The sequence below is a fragment of the Psychrobacter sp. DAB_AL32B genome, assembly GCF_002224105.1.
Taxonomy (GTDB): domain Bacteria; phylum Pseudomonadota; class Gammaproteobacteria; order Pseudomonadales; family Moraxellaceae; genus Psychrobacter.
Map to the genome: position 1 here is coordinate 1 of NZ_NEXU01000149.1, position 518 is coordinate 518.

General features: G+C 44.0%; 1 protein-coding gene. It reads right to left on the minus strand.

The features are described 5' to 3' along the window. Window positions 1–96: 96 nt before the first annotated feature. The coding region (locus CAN34_RS13745) for a winged helix-turn-helix domain-containing protein (protein ID WP_174668375.1) at window positions 97–518 on the minus strand (422 nt) is incomplete at its 5' end.

Genomic DNA, 518 nt, shown 5'->3' on the forward strand with positions numbered 1-518 from the left:
TACAGGCAGATTTGAGTGACTACTACGCAGAGCGTCAATAGGAATATAGTCCGCCATAACAGTGACAGGCGTCCGTCTGTGACAATAGGCGTCATGCTAGTGGCTTTCTGTTAGATGTGTTGAGTCACTACTACTTTCTGTAACCTCTAATCGATAGCCCATACCACGCACTGTATGTATCAGTTTTACCTCATAGTCATCGTCAACCTTAATCCTTAAGCGCCGAATTGCTACATCAATGACGTTGGTGTCGCTATCAAAATTTATATCCCAAACTTGAGAGGCAATAACCGATCGTGGTAACACTTCACCCTCTCTTTCAAGTAAAAACTGTAGTAAGGCAAACTCTTTTGCGGTTAACTTAATAGGTAGCTCACCTCTGTGCACGGTGCGTTTGGCAATATCCATCTTTAAATCTGCAATTTGCATGAGGTTGCTGCTGTAATCTGCCTGATTGGCACGGCGTAGCAAGCTTTTTATTCTCACCAGCAGCTCAGCACAGGCAAAAGGCTTTGTCA